The 16,043-nt window shown below is 65.7% G+C and carries 15 protein-coding genes; 2 read left to right on the forward strand and 13 right to left on the reverse strand.

The genetic code is table 11. From position 1 onward, the window contains the following. Nucleotides 1-27: 27 nt before the first annotated feature. From EDF56_RS21920 to cpaB, 8 genes are read right to left on the reverse strand one after another with little or no spacing between them, the layout of a single operon-like run. Nucleotides 28-1,917, reverse strand: coding sequence for a pilus assembly protein TadG-related protein (locus EDF56_RS21920; protein WP_132391583.1), 1,890 nt, complete (start codon nt 1,915-1,917; stop codon nt 28-30). After that, nucleotides 1,910-2,611, reverse strand: a complete 702-nt coding sequence (locus EDF56_RS21925) for a tetratricopeptide repeat protein (protein WP_243652768.1) — start codon at nt 2,609-2,611, stop codon at nt 1,910-1,912. The genes EDF56_RS21920 and EDF56_RS21925 overlap by 8 nt, the downstream gene beginning before the upstream one ends. A 26-nt stretch (nt 2,612-2,637) precedes the next feature. After that, nucleotides 2,638-3,531 (reverse strand): type II secretion system F family protein, encoded by an 894-nt coding sequence (locus EDF56_RS21930; protein WP_132391587.1) that lies wholly within the window; start codon nt 3,529-3,531, stop codon nt 2,638-2,640. Next, nucleotides 3,531-4,433 carry a type II secretion system F family protein gene (locus tag EDF56_RS21935; RefSeq protein WP_132391589.1) on the reverse strand — a complete coding sequence of 301 codons (903 nt, stop codon included), beginning with the start codon at nt 4,431-4,433 and terminating at the stop codon, nt 3,531-3,533. The genes EDF56_RS21930 and EDF56_RS21935 overlap by 1 nt, the downstream gene beginning before the upstream one ends. Then, on the reverse strand, nt 4,427-5,800 hold the full coding sequence (locus EDF56_RS21940; protein ID WP_132391591.1) for a CpaF family protein: 1,374 nt from the start codon (nt 5,798-5,800) through the stop codon (nt 4,427-4,429). The genes EDF56_RS21935 and EDF56_RS21940 overlap by 7 nt, the downstream gene beginning before the upstream one ends. Continuing rightward, on the reverse strand, nt 5,797-6,963 hold the full coding sequence (locus EDF56_RS21945) for a histidine kinase (protein ID WP_132391593.1): 1,167 nt from the start codon (nt 6,961-6,963) through the stop codon (nt 5,797-5,799). Before EDF56_RS21945 ends, EDF56_RS21940 begins: the two co-directional genes overlap by 4 nt. A gap of 1 nt (nt 6,964) precedes the next feature. Beyond that, nucleotides 6,965-8,191 (reverse strand): pilus assembly protein N-terminal domain-containing protein, encoded by a 1,227-nt coding sequence (locus EDF56_RS21950; protein ID WP_243652769.1) that lies wholly within the window; start codon nt 8,189-8,191, stop codon nt 6,965-6,967. Beyond that, entirely contained in the window at nt 8,188-9,120 is a 933-nt protein-coding gene (gene cpaB / locus EDF56_RS21955) for a Flp pilus assembly protein CpaB (RefSeq protein ID WP_132391595.1), read from the reverse strand. Before cpaB ends, EDF56_RS21950 begins: the two co-directional genes overlap by 4 nt. A 598-nt stretch (nt 9,121-9,718) precedes the next feature. On the opposite strand from cpaB, the gene EDF56_RS21960 reads away from it, so the two are divergent. Continuing rightward, nucleotides 9,719-11,029 carry a hypothetical protein gene (locus EDF56_RS21960; protein ID WP_132391597.1) on the forward strand — a complete coding sequence of 437 codons (1,311 nt, stop codon included), beginning with the start codon at nt 9,719-9,721 and terminating at the stop codon, nt 11,027-11,029. Here EDF56_RS21960 and EDF56_RS21965 read toward each other — a convergent pair. From EDF56_RS21965 to EDF56_RS21985, 5 genes are all read right to left on the reverse strand, one after another. Continuing rightward, on the reverse strand, nt 11,009-12,076 hold the full coding sequence (locus EDF56_RS21965; RefSeq protein ID WP_165912326.1) for a HAMP domain-containing sensor histidine kinase: 1,068 nt from the start codon (nt 12,074-12,076) through the stop codon (nt 11,009-11,011). The genes EDF56_RS21960 and EDF56_RS21965 overlap by 21 nt on opposite strands. After that, nucleotides 12,069-12,518 (reverse strand): response regulator, encoded by a 450-nt coding sequence (locus tag EDF56_RS21970; protein WP_132391601.1) that lies wholly within the window; start codon nt 12,516-12,518, stop codon nt 12,069-12,071. The genes EDF56_RS21965 and EDF56_RS21970 overlap by 8 nt, the downstream gene beginning before the upstream one ends. 139 nt (nt 12,519-12,657) lie before the next feature. Continuing rightward, nucleotides 12,658-12,864: a hypothetical protein gene (locus EDF56_RS21975; protein WP_132391603.1), complete on the reverse strand. Its 207-nt coding sequence runs from the start codon at nt 12,862-12,864 to the stop codon at nt 12,658-12,660. A 44-nt stretch (nt 12,865-12,908) separates the two neighbouring features. Continuing rightward, on the reverse strand, nt 12,909-14,222 hold the full coding sequence (locus EDF56_RS21980) for an EAL domain-containing protein (protein WP_132391605.1): 1,314 nt from the start codon (nt 14,220-14,222) through the stop codon (nt 12,909-12,911). A 70-nt stretch (nt 14,223-14,292) separates the two neighbouring features. Continuing rightward, a complete protein-coding gene (locus tag EDF56_RS21985; RefSeq protein ID WP_207904910.1) occupies nt 14,293-15,447 on the reverse strand; it encodes a hypothetical protein in 1,155 nt (384 codons plus the stop codon). 17 nt (nt 15,448-15,464) lie between these two features. Here EDF56_RS21985 and EDF56_RS26090 point away from each other — a divergent pair, with 17 nt between their 5' ends. Then, nucleotides 15,465-15,707, forward strand: a complete 243-nt coding sequence (locus EDF56_RS26090; RefSeq protein ID WP_243652770.1) for a hypothetical protein — start codon at nt 15,465-15,467, stop codon at nt 15,705-15,707. Nucleotides 15,708-16,043: the final 336 nt, after the last annotated feature.

Here is a 16,043-nt window from a genome sequence, read left to right on the forward strand (position 1 = left end):
GCAAGCGCGACGCCGGCTCGGTGAAAATCAGACGAGCACAGGCACTCCGCAGCGTGCGCCAGTGGTCCAGACCGTGGCCGTGCCGAGCTGAACGCCCAGCACCGCCAGCACATTGGTGAGCAGCGGATCGACCACCGTACCGAGTAGATCGGTCACAGGCTGCACCAAGGCAGGCAGGACCGTGCCGGTGACCGTTGACAGGCCGGTGGATTGAAGAAGAGAGCAGACGACCGGCAGACAGACTCCCAAGGGAACGATCTGAACGTCTAGCCCGTCCGACTTGAGCAGGCTGGTGGTGAGGCCGCTCACAGTCTGGCCGATCTGGACAGTGTTGCCGATTGTCTGCGGGCTTGCAGGCTGCGTCGGACTGCCCACACCCGGCCCAAATGTCAGCGTTGCGTCCGACGGTCCACTGCCGGTGACTGGCTGCGCGATGGCGCGCCCCTTCACATCGATGGCAAGAGCACTGCCCAGCAAGGAAATACTTGCGATATCCGTCTGCTTGACATCCGCCGCGGTCATGACAGGCAGCGATTTCGCCATCGGGTCATAGGCCGGTACATCGCCGATATAGGCATTGACGAGCCCCGACCTTGCATGGACGGTGACGGTCGTGTCGCGCGCTTGCTCGGCCGTGTTGGCACAGTCTATTCCGGTCACCTCTGCTTGGGCTGCGGCCACATCGAGAATAATCGGAAGATGGACGTTGACCGATGCCACGACCGGGATGGAGACAGGAAGGTCGATCTGGATACTAATGCGCAAGGCCGACGTGCCGACCTGCGTTTCGCCCGCAGGCCCGAAGGCGAAGCGGGGCCGGTCGCCCGAACCGCTCGACACCAAGCCGATCTTGACGGCACTGTTAGGTACTAACAGACTGACAGCCTTGGAAAGATCGATCGCCGTCGGCCCCGACTGGACCGCATAAGTGATCAGCTGGTAGGCGTTCATGCCCGCCCGCAGTGCCGGCGGTTCATCGGCGCCGCCCACGGGCATGTTCTTCCACACACCCAGGCCGAACAGGCCGGTGAAGGGCACGCTGTAGCGGTTGCTGACTTGCCCCGCAAAGGCGTTCAGCGCAGCTTTCGTCTCCGGTGTCGAGGCGGCATCGGCCGCCGCTGAGGCAATGTCCTTCAACCCGTGAGACTTGCTCACCAGTTCGCCGTAGGTGCCGGTGAAACCCTCCTTGCTGGCGAGGCTGTCGAAGAACAGGCCTGCACTGACGTTGCCTTGCATAAGGCTCTGGATGTCCGTCTTGCCCAGCGATATCGGAATACCCAGCAGGGAGCCCAGCAAACCATTGAGCGTCGAGACCAGCGGCGTGGTGATCGGGGTAAGCAGCGGTGAAACCACATCGGTCAGCACGTCCGACGTGACGCCGACGCCGGCTTCGTCGATCCGCGCGGCGGTGGCGGTGGCGGCAAGATCGGGGATGGGGCTGGCAGAGCCGAGAACGCCGGTCAAAAAGCGCCGGCTTGCCTTGCCGGTGACGATCCGGACGGCAGTGGCCTGGCCGTTGCCGGGGCAGCGGTTGAAGCTGGAGTCGAAGCGATCGTCGCTGCCCAGCGCCGCATCCGCGCAGTACCGGCCAATTGTCACCGACTTGAGGACGGAGGCATCGTATCCGTTGCGCGTCAGGTAATCGCGGGCACGCGCCTCGCCCTGATAGGGGTCCATGGCTGCCGCGAGCGCGGCCGCCTCGGTCGCGGTGCGAAGGTCGCGGTTGCCGAGATAGTAGAGCCCGGTATCGAGCGCGAGCCCAGCCGCACCCAGCAGCATCACGCCCATCGCCGCGACGGCCGGGCCGATCATGCCGGACTGGTCCTTTGCCAGCGCGCTCACGAAGCGGCGGCAGGGATTTCCGGTGGTCACTGGCTTTGACCGTTCGCTCGCGCGGCGACGACGAAAACTAGCCATGATCGCCCCCCGTTTCGTTTCCAGCGCCTGCCGCCGCAGGGACGGCCAGCCGGGCCGCCTCGCTGGCGATCTGGCTGCGGATCTCTCCCCGCGACCGCACATCGCGCACGGCGGAAAGCAGGGCTTCCGCCTCCGCCCCGCGCCCCGCCACTGTCAGCGCAAGGGCAAGGTTGTTGCGGATCACCGTTTCGTTCGGCGCAAGATCATGGGCCGCCTTCAGCGCTTCCACGGCCTGCTGCGGTTGGCCGGACCGCAGCCGCGCATAGCCCAGTGCATTGCCGACCAACGGGTTGGCGGGGCTGGCATCGAGCGCGGCACCGTAGTCTCGCGCCGCCTGCGCCCAATCGCCCAGCGCAGCAGAAACGTGGCCGCGAATTTCCAGCACCTGTCCGTCGCGGTCGTTCGGCGGGATGCGCTTTAGCGCAGTACGCGCCTCGTCGGTCTGGCCAAGATCGAGCAGGCAATTGATCCGTAGCACCAGCGCCTCGCGGTCTCGGGGATACTGGCGGTCGAAATCGTCGAGATAGGCCAGCGCCGCGCGCGAACGCCCGTCAACCCGGGCCTGCCGGATCAGCGAGAGATAGAGCGTGCGGGTGGAACCCTGGTCGCCCGGATCGGCCAGCGCTTCGGCCGGGTTGCCCCGCTCCGTGGCGGACGCGGGATGGGCGATACCCGCAAGAAGGATCGTCGCCAAAACCCGGGCCGCAAGTCTACCGCGCATCATGGGACCGAACTCCGCAAGGTATCGAGGATCGCCGCAACCGGTGGCCCTGCCAGCACGATGAAAAGCGCGGGCATGAAGAACACCAGCATCAGAATGACCATCCGCACGGTCACGGCGCCAATCGCCTCGCGCGCGCGGGCGACGCGCCGCTGCGAAAATTCGCGGACGAATTCGCGCAACGAAGGCACCAGTTCCATGCCGTGGAACAGCGACTGACGGAACACCGTGGCCAGTTCGCGCGCGCCGTTCACGGCTACGCGCGTGGCCCAGCGGTCGAACGCAACCTGATAGTCCTGCCCGCGATCGAGATCGTCGACCAGCATGCCCACAAGGCGGGCATGGTTGGGGACCGCCACTTGCTCATCCCGTGCAATCGCCCGGAAGCACTGGTCCAGCGAGACGCCGCTCTCCAGCATCATCAGCATGAGATCGAGCAGGAAGGGGAATTCGGCGGTAAGGATCCGCTCACGGGCGTTGGCCCGCATTTGCAGGACATATTTGGCGCCGATATAGGTCCCGCCGGCGGCGGCGAAAGTCGGGAAGATGGGCGTGAACGGGTTGCCGGTGGCGGCCATGCAGGCCGCCATGCTGACGAGCGCCGCAGTAACGGCCGCAGCCACGCGCAGCCATGCGAAGACCTCGATGGCGGCGGGGTCGAAATAGCCCGCCTTGCGCAGCCGCTTCTCGACCTCGTCACGGTCCCGCCCGCGGATATTGAACAGGCGTGGCAGGCGAAACGGCAGCCGGGAGGTCGGCGTCTGGCGCAGCCCACTGCCGTGCACCCGCTCCCGCAGCCGCGCGTCGATCCGCAGCAGCCGGTAGCCGGCGCAAGCGACCACCACGCCGCCAAGCGACAGCGAAAACAGGATGAGCGGGAGCAGCGCCGCCATCAGAACGCAAGCCTCATCATCCGGCTCACCACGAGGATCCCGATCAGTTCCAGACCGATCGCCATCACCGACAGCTTCTGTCCGCGCGCGTCGTGAATGAAGAAGTCGATATAGGCAGGGTTAGTCGCTACGAGCATGATCATGGCGAGCAAGGGCATCGCGATCAGAACCCGCGAGCTGATCCGCGCCTCGGACGTCGCGGCGGCCAGTTCGCGGCGGATCCGCACGCGTTCGCGCAGGATGGCGGCCAAATTGGTCAAGGTCGCGCCGAGCGAGCCGCCGAACCGCAGATTGGTGCGGATCGCGGCGGCCAGCATGGAGACTTCCGGAATGCGCAGGCGATCGGCAAGCTGCTGCATGGTTTCACCGACCGGCGCGCCCATTTCCAGCCGCCGCGCGGTGCCCGCGAAGTAGCTGCGCACGATCTCGGGCGCATCGGCCAGCGCCCGCTCCAGCGCCTGCGAAAGCGAATTGCCGATGGCCTGAAGCTGGCGCACGCCGTCAAGGTAGAGCGGCAAAGCATCGGTCAGCGCCTCGGTGCGCTTGCGGGCGCGGGCCTGAAGCCAGGACCAGGCGCAGAACGGAATCCCCGCGAGCAGCGCCAGCGCCGCTACCGGCCCGGCAAGAAACAGCACGACGCCGACTATCGCCAATCCCGCCAGAGCCAGATTGCGCAGTCCCTGAAGGGTCATTTCGACTTGCGCCTGCGCCAGCAGCGGCGCGACGCGTTCGGGAACGGAAATGGGCACGATCGTCCTGACGGCGCCAAGGTGCGGCCCTGCCATCAGCCCCAGCCGGCGATCGATGGCGGCAAGCCCGCGCGCGCGCTCGACCAGGAGGTAAAAGGCGATGATGCCCAGAACCACCAGCGCCAGCGCGAGATAGGCGGCCGCCCTCACCATGCGGCGATCCCGGACGCTTCGCCGCCGCGCTTCGATCCTGCCGCCGTGGGCATTACGAAATCGCGCAGGCGTGCGGCATGATAGGGACGCGGAGAGAGCGTCTGGAACGCGCCCTCGCCCGACATCGGCGGCTGTTCCTCGAAGCGGAAAAGCTCATTGAGCGAATAGGCATCGCCCTCCACGCCGGTCACTTCCGTCACCGAGGTCACCCGCCGCGCGCCGGTGGCCAGCCGCTGGATATTGACGATGACGTGGACGCTGTTGGCCACGAAGCGGCGCAGCGCGCGGATGTCGCTTTGCTGACCTGCAAAGCCCAGCAGCATCTCCAGCCGGGCAAGCGCGTCACGCGGAGAATTGCCGTGAAGCGTTGCCATCGATCCGTCGTGCCCGGTGGACATGGCTTGCAGCATTTCCACGACCTCGGTGCCGCGCACCTCGCCCAGGATAATGCGGTCGGGGCGCATGCGCAGCGCGTTGCGCAGGAGATCGCGCGCGCTGACTTCGCGGCTGCCGTCCACGCTGGGCGGCCGTGTTTCGAGGCGCACGACATGGTTCTGGCGCAATTGCAGCTCGGCGGCATCTTCGATGGTGACCAGCCGCTCGCGGTCGCCGATGCAGCCCGACAGGACGTTGAGCAGCGTGGACTTGCCCGCACCCGTGCCGCCGCAGATGAGGATATTGAGCCGCGAGCGCACCGCGCTCGAAATATAGGCCGCCATCGGCACACTCATCACGCCGCTGTTGACGCAGTCCTCGACCGTCAGCGCCTGAAGGCGAAACTTGCGGATCGAAACGAGCGGGCCATCGAGCGCGATGGGAGGAATGACGATATTGACGCGCGAACCATCAGCCAGACGCGCATCGACGAACGGCGTCGCCTCATCCACGCGGCGGCCGATCGGGCCGACGATCCGCTGGATGATGTTCATGAGATGGCCGTCGTCGCGGAAGCGCGTTTCGACCTGTTCGAGCATGCCCGCCCGTTCGACGTAGATCGTGTGCGGGCCATTGACGATGATGTCGTCGATGCCCGGATCGCGCAGAAGCGGCGCCAGCGGCCCGAGGCCGACCACTTCGTCCTCGACATCCTCGATCAGCACGAGCCGCTCGGCGCTGTTGAGCGCAAGCTGGCCGCGCCGGCTGCGGCTGCTGATGACCTGTTCGATCTCCTGCCGAAGCACCCGCTGGTCGAGCGCCTCGGCCGTCACGCCCTGTGCTTCGAGCTGGTCGATCACTTGCTGACAGGTGAGCGCCTTGACTGCCTGATAGGAGTCGCTCATCCGCTGGGCCGTGGGCTGGGCCACCGCCGCGCGGCCTTGGCCGCCTGCATGGCGCAGGATCGCGTCGTCGGCGGTGAGCAGGCTCATGCGGACTTCTCTACCAGACGCAGGACCGCGCGGCGCATCCGGTCGATGCCGACCCGCGCGCCTTTCACCGGCGCCACGATGTTGCAGGCCCGGCGGATCGCCTGCGCATAACCGCCGCCGTCGCGATCGAGCATCATCGGCTTGCCGGCATTGAGCGCATTGCGCGCGCGAACGCGGTCGGTCTGGATACCCATCACCGCGTCGATCCCAAGCACGTCGGCCATCCGGCGTCCGTCCAGCAGGATCCGGGGATCGTGGTCCCAGACGATCAACCGCACGCGCGTCGCCGTTGCGGTGTCGAGCGAGACCTTTTCCAGCAATCGGCGGCAGGCATCGAGTTCGCGGATCGACTGGCTACACACCACTTCCACGGCCGAGGCCTGCGAAGCGAGTTCGCGCAGAAGCCCGGCATGCTTCAAGCTGCCCGCGCCAAGCACCACATGCTCGAAATTGGCCCGTAGCAATTGGATGAGCCCGACGATGTCGTTCGGACCGATGCCGGCCGGTTCGGCACCGGTGCCGCCGTCGAACGTCAGCAGCGACAGTCCGCTCGCCTCATGGCGCGCCAGCGCGTCGGACAGCAGGCTCGTATCCATGCGGTCGATATCGGAAACGGCGGCGGCCAGACCGTAATCGACCTTGAGATCGAGATAGGCCTCGGCCGTGCTCGACGGCAGCGTGCAATCGACCAGCAGGCTGGCGGCGTCGCTCAGGCTGTAGGCCAGCGCCATGTCGGTGGCCAGTATCGCCATGGCTTCCTGATCGGTGCCAAGGACCAGCGTCAGCCGTCCGAGCCGGCCCTGCGCCGTCATCGAATTGTTGAGCAGGCGCGTCACCACTTCCGCGATGTGCTTGCTTTCGGAATTGCGCGCGAAGACGTCGGCCGCGCCGGCCCGGATCGCCTGAAGCACCTGATCGGCGTACATGTCGTCCGTCGCCACGACCACGCCGCGCCCGGGCGCGGCGTGCAGCACGTGACCGATCGAGGACGCCAGCGAACGGTCGGCAGGCACCGATGTATGGTCGATCACCACGATGCCCGGGCCGGAGAGATCGGCCAGTTCCATCGACTGGATCATCTCGACTTCGACATGCTCGCCCACGGCTTCGGCAAGGCGGCGTTCGAGCGTGCGATCCACGGAGAGAAGATTGATCGTCGGCATGTCAGCGCCTCACTACCCCAAAGGAACCCACGGCCTGATCGACGCCGTCATTGCCCACGATCATCTGGCCCATCGTCGGATCGACCGGCGTCATCGATGCGGGAAGCGGCGCCGGGGCGGCGTCCGGCTCGACCAGTCGCGGCGTCGCCACAATGATCAGCTCCTGCCGCTCCCGCTGGTTCTGCTGGCGCTTGAAGAAGGCCCCGAGCACGGGAATGTCGCCCAGCAGCGGCAACTTGTCCTTCGAGATCGAGCTGTTGCTGTAGTTGAGCCCGGCGATCACGAAGCTCTGGCCGCTGCCCAGTTCCACCGTGGTCTCCGCCGACCGGCGACGGATGCCCGGCACGGTGTAGCCCTGAAGCTGGACGCCGTTGTTATAGTCCAGCTCGCTGACTTCGGGCGCCAGCTTGAGAACGATGTGGTCTTTCGAGAGGACGAAGGGCGTCACTGTCAGCCGCACCCCGAATTCCTTGTACTGGATCGAGATGGTATTGCCCGAACCGCCGTAGGACTGCGGCACCGGCACTGGAAACTCACCGCCCGCCAGGAAGCTCGCCTGTTCGCCCGAGCGCACCAGCAGCGTGGGCTGAGCAAGGAGCTGCGACAGCCCGTTGGAAGACAGCGCGCTGAGCACCGCCCCGATCCCGCGATTAGGCGCCGACAGGAAGAGGTTGAACGCGCTCTGGAGCGGCGCCGAAGCATCGATGCTGAGGCCAGTGCTGGTAAAGCTCGAACTGACCAGGCTGCTGGGCGAAATCACCGCGCCCTGAAGATCGCCGGCCAGCTTCGAAAAGCTGAAGCCAAGCGCCCTGAGCGTGGAACTGGACACCGCCGCGAACTGGACATCCACGGCAACGACCTTCTCGCCGGGCCGGAAGCCTGCGGGCGCGGATCCGCCGCCGGATGCGGCAGTCTGCGCGGCCATGACATCCACCAGCGTCTGGCCGAGCACGCTGCCGTCGGCGGCATATACCGTGAGCTGCGCCTCGCCTCCGCCGACGCCGGTCAGCTTGAGCGAGCGGGACGTCGGGGCCGAAACCGCGATCACGCCCTCGCGGCTGACTTCGATGCGGCCGATATCACCCGCGAACGAAAGCGTGCGCTTCTCATCGATCTGGAGCGTTTCGCGCCTGGTTTCGGCCTCCTGCGCGCGCGCGGAGGAAACGGGAAGCGAGACCGACAAGGATGCCGCCGCAACGGCAAGACAGGAGACCACGAAGGGTTTCAATGCGGCGCACTCCCTGAGTAGATAGTTTGGCTGTTGCCGCCGACCACCAGTTCGATGGCGTGAGGTTTGGACGCCGGACGGGGAGCGGGCCGCACGGCCGTTCGCTGGACCATTTTCGGTGCCGTTCTGACGGGCGCGATGGAACGCGGCGCCGAGGGCGCAAGCGATCGCGGCGTTTCTTCCGCCGCCAGCTCCACCTGGGCCTGATCGCTGGGATTGCGCAGCGAGAGGTAAAGCGCACCGGTGTTCTTCGCGAGCGAGAGCCTGGACACCTGCTCCGGCGAAAGCGCCAGCGTGACGGTCCGCGCGGGCGGTGGCGGTGCATTCACATCGGAGGCGATGCCCCCGCGCGGCGGTGTGCCCACCACGACATCGCCAACCGCGAGCACCGGCACCATCTGAAGAAGAGTCCGCGCCTCGCTGCGGCCGCTGCCCCGCGCGCCGCTTATCGCATCCTCGCCGGGATAGACGACTTGCACGTCCACGCGGTCGCCCGGACGGACCAGGCCGGCCACGGCGATTTCCGCCGTCGTATCGATGCTGATCGCGCGCATCCCCATGGGCACGCGGATGGCCAGCTTGGTCTCCTGATCGATCACGCTGCGCGGAATGAGTGAATTGGCCGGAATATCATGCGTGGCAACTTTGCCGAGCACTTCGACGGAAGATGCCGCGGTCGGAAACTTCGCAAGATCGGCCGTCGCGTTGCGGATCATGTCCGCGCGGATCGTTTCGCCGGTCCTGATCGTCCTTGTCGTTGCGACCAGCAGGGGCCGGGCAGGCGCCACATTCTGCGCGGCAGCATGCGCGGCAAGATCGGGCACGGTCTGACTGGACCTGCCAAGTTCGCGAAGCCCCATGACGGCGAAGCTGCACGCCGCCACGAGTCCGACGCCTATCGTCAGCTTCGCTTTAGAACCCAAGCGCATGCAATCACCCCCAGAACCTTGCGCTTACGCAAATCGATCGGCGGCGTGGCATCCAAAACGGATCATTTTCCCACTTTGCGCGATCGGAATGCGATGTTGCGTGCCTACAATATCCATTCTCGGATTCCGCAGTGTGTGGAGAAGAAGCCGATGCGAGGGCATCGAGGGGGACTACCGGATTTGCGTTTTGGCACGCCGCATTCGGCTGCGGGCCATCCGCACCGCAAACCCGCGGGTCTCGACCGCGCGCGATCAGGCAAAAGTACTTCCGATCATGTCCGTATTGGTTCTTTTACCTGGTTTTCCTGGTCTCAATGATGGGGAAGAGTAATGTTGCGGCGCACAATTAACGCCGATTCCGGCGCGCAAAGATGAATTGTCTTTAACCAATTCCGCTTTTCCCGCGCGACAATGCAGAAAAGATCGGCGCCTGATCCTTATGTTCGTTTGGCGGAAAATCGAAATGGCAGACGATGCTTGTTCCATGCCGCCGCAAATGCCCCATAAATCTTGACCAAGAGAGATGCTTGCAAATGAGGCTTAAGCGGCAAATGATGCCCATTGGGGGACGGCGTCGGCGTGGGGGAGCGCACGCAATATGAGAAACATCGACAATACGGTGGTCGAACTCGCATCCTTTGCGGCGAAGCGGGAGAAGGACATTGCGCCGCCCGAGCCCGACGATCCGCTACCGCAGGAAGGCGGCAAAGCCCGGCGATTTCTGACGCCGCTGTCCTTGCGCATGCGCGCCTGGGAGGACGGAACGCAGCTGTTTCCCACGGTCATCGGCTTCGGTGCGGTGATTTTCGCGCTGACGGTCCATCGTGCACCCTTCGCCGCCATGCCCGCCGCCGCCGCGCTGGGCGCGTTGCTGGTGCTGACCAACCGTTTCAAGCTCTCGCTCATCGCCGCGGTGTTCGGGCTCAACCTCCTGCTGAACGAAAGCGCGCGTCACTCACTCGAATGCTGGATACTGCTCGGGCTGGCGATCCTTGCAATCGTCATTCCTCGGCGCCTGCTACCCACGATACTTCAACCCCCACGCTGGACCTGGGTGCTGACACTCGCGCTGGTGATTGCCTGCCGCGCGACGGGATTTCTGCTTGCCGGGTCCGGTGGCGCGTTGATTTCGATCATCGGCATTCCTTGCGCGGCGTACCTGGGCTGCGGGGTCGCGCGCAATCTGGCGATGGGAGACGCCCGCCTGCTGACCTGGGGCGACGCCGGTCTCGTTCCGGTGGCGCGTGACTTGCTGCTGGGTCGGATCACCAGCGGGATGCTTCATGATCTGGCCCAGCCGCTCAACGTGATCTCGATGGCCAACGGAAATCTGGGTTATATTGTCGAACAGCTCGACATCGATCCGGCACGCAAGGCCGACCTTGCCGATCGGGTCGCACGCATTGCAACCCACACCGAGACGGCGGCCTATATTCTGGGCCTGTTCCGCGGTTTCGGCCGCGACGGCAATCGCGAATTGACCACCCTCAATGTCCGCAGCGCGCTGGAACGCGCGGTGGCCGCCACGAAGTCCAATGTCCGCCATCACGGCGTTTCCATCGACCTTGCCGGAGACGGGCTGGAGCATTTGATCCCCACCCAGCACGGCGCGCTGGAAATGATGACGGTTGCCGCGCTTCTCAACGCATTTGCCAGCTTCACCGCGCCCGACGGCGCCAAGCGCAAAGGCAAAGTGCGCTTGATGGCCCGGCTGAGCCCCGCGTTCGTGGTGATTTCCGTGCAATGCTTCGGTGAGGATGGGGAAAGGGTGCCAGGGCCGATGCTCGATCATGCCACGCATTGGCTGGTCGAACATGTGGCCCTTGCCGCGTCCGGAGACTTTCGCTGCCAGTATTGGGGCAACACGGGAACGCGCTTTCTTATTCGCCTAGGGCGCGACGATATCTGAGGCTTTGGCGCCATCGACAATCGGGACGGTTATTTCGACGATAGCCCCCTCGCCGCCGCCCGCCGCCAGCCGCACGGTGCCGTTCACCGGGGCGAGAATGTCGCGGCAGATCGACAGGCCCAGGCCGGAGCCGCGCCGGCCCCTCTCGGTACGATGGCCGGGGCGCGTGATGGAAGCGGGATCGTTCGAAAGACCGGCGCCGTTATCCGTCACCGTGGCCCGCGCCATGCCGCCCTCGCGCGCGACCTCCACCGTGATCCGGCCGCGCTCACCCCATCCCTGATAGCGGCGGCGTTCGATTGACTCGATTGCATTGCGCACCACGTTCACGAAAACCTGTTCCAGCGCCACGTCATCGAGATTGACGCGGGCCGGGCGGCCATCGGTGCGAAACTCGACCGAGATGTCCGCCGGTGCGAACATGCCTTCCAGAAAGCCGACCGCGCTCCTGGCCGTCGCTGTCAGATCCGCCGGCCCCCGCGTGCCCACCGCGTCGAGCGGGTCGCCCTGTCCCAGCGTTCGCGCAATGATGATCTGCGCCCGCTCGACTTGCCCCGCGATCCGCTCCAGCGCCGAATTTGCTTCGGTTTCCGGCACGCCGGCCCGGGCCAGCAGATAGCGCAGCCGCTCTCCCGCAATCGAAATCGTGAAGAGGGGCTGGCGCAGCTCGTGAGCGATGGTGTGCGCCGCTTCGCGGGTCCGAACCGGACCGCCGCGCAGGATAACCGCCCTTCCCCAATGCGCGCCGCCGCGATTGTCGGCCACGAGCACTTCCAAATTCCCTCCATCCGCTCCAAGCGGGTGCAGGATCGCGCTGGTTCCGCCGGAAGCGGCAAGTGCCTCCAGATCGCGCCCCTCACCGGGAGCGATCCGAATGGCCTCGTCGACATGGGTTTCAGGATAGCCGCGCCGGAAACGGATCGTCGAACTGGCTGTGTCCAGCCGGAAGTCATGAACCAGTTCCCCCGCCGTTCGCGCGGTCAATTCCGAAAGCAGCGCGCGCAGCGCGTGGGGATTGTCGAGCTGATTGGACGGACAGTCAGACATGGGGAGACGCGCCGATGCTTTGCGCGCCCTGCGCTTCGCGATCATTCCCGAATTCCGGATCGGCATCCGGGCCCAGCATCGACGTGATAGCCCGCATCAGCACCCGGGGCTGGACCGGCTTGGTGAGGATGTAGTGCTCTGAAGCCGCCGGGAAATGTTGAACCTGCATGGGATCACCACTCATGAAAAGGAAGCGGAACGGCCGGCGTCGCAATTCGGGGTGCTCAAGAATGCGCGGTATGATGTCCAGTCCGGATTCCCTGTCGAGCCGCACGTCGCACGCGACGACCCTGATCTCGGGACATTCCGTCAGGACTTCGAGGGCATCTGTGAGATTGGTCGCGCCATGCGCGCCAACCTCATGCCACGACAACAGGGTTACCAGTTCCTCGACGATCGCAATCACATCGTCGATGACCAGCACTTCGCCGCGCCGCTGCATTTCAGTCCCCCAAAGCCGCCACTGGTGGCCAACATATCCGCAGGACTGCACATCCCATACCGCAACTATATCCGGCTTGCCTCCGACCACAGCCTATCTGGCTGTACTTTTTTTCCGGGCGCGCGAACCGCGCCCGAAATCAGGCGCAGCTGCGCAGCGATGGCAGCGGCAGACGCCGGGGCATGCGGGCGCGCTGAGTCCGGCGTTCCCTTTCGAATTTCTCGAAATCGAGCGCGTCGATGGCGCTCGTCACCAGCGAAGCAGTGACCGTGGCCTCGCTCTCATCGAGGATATCGAGGGCGATGGAAAGCAGGTCGCTCGCACGCTTGAGGGATTCGATATTCATGTCCCAATCCTTTCCTGAGCAGTGTCTCTATTCGTTGGTATGACTTAGTGGCGGCGTGTCCCGGCCGCCCGGCGAACCGGTTCCATGTTGAGGGCCGGCGGTTCGAGCAGGTCGTCCGCCGCCAGCCGGTCGTAAACGGGGTTGAACCAGATCCTCCGGGTGCTGGCCCGGTTGCGCCGCGCACCGACGATCCATTGGACGCCCAGCTCGGCAACGATGTCCCACTGGTCCGGCGTCTCCACTCCGTCGGCGACGACGATGGCGGTCAGCGAGCGCGCCAGATCGACAAGATCCGCAAAACGCGCGCGGCTCAGCCCCGAACTGAACGCCGTGCGGATGAAGGCGCTGTCCAGCTTCAGCGTGTCGGGCCGCAGCCGCGCCACTTCGCGGATCGACGCGCTGCAGGAACCGAACCCTGCCACTGAAAGACGGCCTCCCAGAGCCCGGAACACGCCAAGGAACGTGAAGGTGTCGTCGCGCGGCGAATGGGCTGTGGCTTCGTGGACCTCCAGAACGAGACGGCGCGCCAGTTCGGGCTTCTGCTCCAGCCGGGCCATCAGCTCGGTCCAGGCGCTGTCCTGGCCACACAAGTCGAACGACAGGCTCTGAAGCGCGATCTCGATCGAGAGTTCCGCTTCCGGATCGGCTTCCAACTCGTCAAGAACCCGAATGACCAGCAGCCGGTCCAGCAAGTGGGCAAGGCCGATCCGCACCAGCGCACGATAGGGCCGGGCGCAATCGAACTGCTCGCCGCGCTCCCCCGGATAGCGCAGCAGGGCCTCGTGCCGCAGCACGATCGAGGGGTCCTCCGGGCTGAAGATCGGCCGCCATGCGAAGAAGGTCTCGCCCGCGACATGGCGCATGATGAGCGGCGCAGCGATAGCCATGTCGGCCCGGTAGCGCATTTCCTCATGCTCGTTGCACGGTACCACCGCCAGAGCGGGCGCCACTGCCCCCTTGAGGCGGCGGAGCGCCATCCACTTCGCTTCGGTGCTGTGGCGGTCGACGCCGTCTTCGTTGGGATCGCTGTACCCGGCGGAAATCGACAGCAGGATATCCGCTTCGCCATAGTGCAGCGGCGAAGTGCTGAGTGCCAGGCACAGCTCGTCAACCTGGGTGCGCACGAAGTCCGTCGCGATCACGGCGGCGTGTGCCAGCACGGTAAGGCCGCGCGTGGTCACATCGACCACTTCGGCGGGCTCAAGGCACTGCTCGACGCCCTGCCGGATATGCTCGACCGCGGCACAGAGCACATCGCTTCCGTAAGCGGCCTCAAGCGCGCGGGCATTGTCGATCCGCAGGACGACGAGATAGTTGCTGCGACGATCGGGTGGACTGATGCGATCCAGGTCAATCATGTTTGGGGCCCCCCAGCTGTGAAGAATTGATCGTGTTTCGGACTTGCGGGTTCGCGCTCACGGCGGCGGGCTACTGCCCGCCACCATGAAGCCCGCTGAGAAGCCCCGTTACCGGTGCAAGAATGGAACCGGTGCTGCCCGAACCGGAACTGACGCCGCCCAGGACGCCGCTCACAAGCGCTGTTACCGGTGCGGTAACGGCGGTCAGTACGGTGGCGGTTCCGCCGGTGCCCGCCGCAGTGGAGCCCGTCAGGGTCGCGACCGTGCTGGTCACCGGTGCGAGGATCGAACCGGCGCCGCCCGAACCGGTACCGACGCTACCCAGCACACCGCTCACCAACCCGGTTACCGGCGCAAGGGCCGACGCGCCCTCACCCGTGCCAAGCTTGCCGACAACTTGCCCAAGCGAACCGTTCACCGCATCGAGAATGGGCGAGGTAACGGCCGAGACAACCGCCGTGACCGGCGCGACCACGGGCGCCAGTCCCGTCGTCACCTGATCCACGGCGCCGCCGACCTGACTACCCAGCAGCGAACCGGCCAGATTGCCCACCGGCGCAAGCCCCACGGCCACCGCCTCGCTCGTCGTCGGCAAGGCAACATCGAGCACTTTGCCGTTCGACAACACATCGGCCGTCACCAGTTGACCCGAGGCGAGGCCCGGATTGTTCGACAACACGTTGACCCCGGCCAGCGTGTCCGTGGTGCTTGCACCGGTCAGCGCATTGTTGCCGGCATCCAGCCCGATCAGCGGACCATTGTACGTCCGTGCCGGATCGCCGTTCCCGCCCAGCGCACCGGTCACCCCGTCTACCAGACCGCCAAGCTGGCCCGTGACGGGCGCCAGCACACCGCTCTTGCCCACGACCGGAGACAGCAGACTGTCCACCGTGCCGAGCAGCGGCGAAGTGACACCGTTGACCGTGGAGGTGACCACCGTGACCACGGGCGAGAGCCCATCGGTGACTTGCGTCACGGTCCCGCCGACCTGGCTGCCGAGCAGTGCCCCGGCCAGTGAGCCAACCGGCGCTAGCGCGGCCTGCGTCTGCTCGTTGGTGGTGGGCAGCACGACCTGGACGACCTTGCCGTCGCCCGTCAGCACATCGACCGCGAGGCCGCCCGTGCTGGGATCAGTTGCCGTTTCGGGAGCGACGTTGACGTTGATCAGCGTGCCTGAACCGCTCGGCCCCAACAGGGACGTGCCGCCGACCCCCACGCCTGCCACCGGACCGGTATAGCTCGATGTCGTCGGGCCGGTCGGGCCAGTGGGACCACTGGGATCGCTCGGACCGCTGGGACCGGTCGGACCGCTGGGGCCAGTCGGACCGCTTGGGTCGCTCGGGCCGCTTGGGCCGCTGGGACCAGTCGGACCGCTCGGGCTGCTCGGGCCGCTGGGACCGCTCGGTCCACTCGGGCTGCTTGGCCCGCTCGGGCTGGTGGGAGCAACATGCAGCCCCGAACTGCCCGAACATGCCCCCAGCATGATAACGGGCAGAATTGCAGTACCCAGCAGCGCGTGCTTGCGAAGGGCAGATAAGTGACGAATTGGCATCGACAGTCTCCGGCTTGGCGGTGGCCCTGAGCAGGCCTTGTCTGTCGCAGTGCATACGGCGGCAGCGGGCGGGGATCGCATCCAGAAGGAGCCATCCCGGCCACGTCGCTTCCCGGCGCCCAAAGGTCTCAATGCCGGCGGTAACAAACACTGCGCGTGGCTACGCAAATCGGGAAACCGGTAGCGCAAAGCCCATGATCCGGCGGCAGAAGCACGCAAAGTGGCAGGGGAAGCGGCGCAATTCCCTGCTTCGCCTGCGCAAACCGGCA

Origin of the sequence: Novosphingobium sp. PhB165, assembly GCF_004341845.1 — a bacterium.
Taxonomy (GTDB): Bacteria; Pseudomonadota; Alphaproteobacteria; order Sphingomonadales; family Sphingomonadaceae; genus Novosphingobium.

Coding starts and splice junctions, on each gene's coding strand:
- EDF56_RS21920 (WP_132391583.1), bottom strand. CDS start 1,917: ATGGCTAGTTTTCGTCGTCGCCGCGCGAGCGAACGGTCAAAGCCAGTG.
- EDF56_RS21930 (WP_132391587.1), bottom strand. CDS start 3,531: ATGGCGGCGCTGCTCCCGCTCATCCTGTTTTCGCTGTCGCTTGGCGGC.
- EDF56_RS21935 (WP_132391589.1), bottom strand. CDS start 4,433: ATGGTGAGGGCGGCCGCCTATCTCGCGCTGGCGCTGGTGGTTCTGGGC.
- EDF56_RS21940 (WP_132391591.1), bottom strand. CDS start 5,800: ATGAGCCTGCTCACCGCCGACGACGCGATCCTGCGCCATGCAGGCGGC.
- EDF56_RS21945 (WP_132391593.1), bottom strand. CDS start 6,963: ATGCCGACGATCAATCTTCTCTCCGTGGATCGCACGCTCGAACGCCGC.
- cpaB (WP_132391595.1), bottom strand. CDS start 9,120: ATGCGCTTGGGTTCTAAAGCGAAGCTGACGATAGGCGTCGGACTCGTG.
- EDF56_RS21960 (WP_132391597.1), top strand. CDS start 9,719: ATGAGAAACATCGACAATACGGTGGTCGAACTCGCATCCTTTGCGGCG.
- EDF56_RS21965 (WP_165912326.1), bottom strand. CDS start 12,076: ATGTCTGACTGTCCGTCCAATCAGCTCGACAATCCCCACGCGCTGCGC.
- EDF56_RS21970 (WP_132391601.1), bottom strand. CDS start 12,518: ATGCAGCGGCGCGGCGAAGTGCTGGTCATCGACGATGTGATTGCGATC.
- EDF56_RS21975 (WP_132391603.1), bottom strand. CDS start 12,864: ATGAATATCGAATCCCTCAAGCGTGCGAGCGACCTGCTTTCCATCGCC.
- EDF56_RS21980 (WP_132391605.1), bottom strand. CDS start 14,222: ATGATTGACCTGGATCGCATCAGTCCACCCGATCGTCGCAGCAACTAT.
- EDF56_RS26090 (WP_243652770.1), top strand. CDS start 15,465: ATGTCGTCGGGCCGGTCGGGCCAGTGGGACCACTGGGATCGCTCGGAC.